1 pseudogene is annotated in these 527 nt (G+C 67.2%); it reads left to right on the top strand.

Going from position 1 to position 527, the window contains the following annotated elements:
* Positions 1 to 525, top strand: a pseudogene (locus tag ACFQ4H_RS34885) (M4 family peptidase); the annotation flags it as partial.
* Positions 526 to 527: the final 2 nt, after the last annotated feature.

The following is a 527-nucleotide window of genomic DNA, read 5'->3' as shown; positions in this document are numbered from 1 at the left end:
ACCCGCACCTCCACCTACACCCTGACCGTCAACGGACCCGGCGGCGGCTGCCCCGCCCCCGGCCAGAAGCTCGGCAACCCCGGCTTCGAAACCGGCACCAGCCCCTGGACCGGCACCACCGCCGCCATCGGCTCCTTCACCCAGCAACCCGCCCACGGCGGCACCCGCGTCGCCTGGCTCGGCGGCAACGGACGCACCACCACCGAGACCCTCTCCCAGAGCGTCACCCTGCCCACCGGCTGCACCAACTACAACCTGACCCTCTGGCTCCACATCGACACCGCTGAAACCACCAGCAGCGTCGCCTACGACACCTTCCGGGTCCAGGTACTCAACTCCAGCGGCACCGTACTCGGCACCCTGGCCACCTACTCCAACCTCAACAAGGCCACCGGCTACAGCCAGAAGAGCTTCTCGCTCAACAGCTACGCCGGCCAGACCATCACCCTCAGGTTCACCGCCGTCGAAGACATCTCGCTACAGACCTCGTTCGTCGTCGACGACACCGCACTCGACATCTCCTGACC

It is taken from the genome of Micromonospora sonneratiae (assembly GCF_042679305.1).
Lineage (GTDB): Bacteria > Actinomycetota > Actinomycetes > Mycobacteriales > Micromonosporaceae > Micromonospora_H > Micromonospora_H sonneratiae.
Note: the sequence above shows the minus strand (reverse complement) of the source record. Positions and strands in the feature narration are given on the sequence as shown.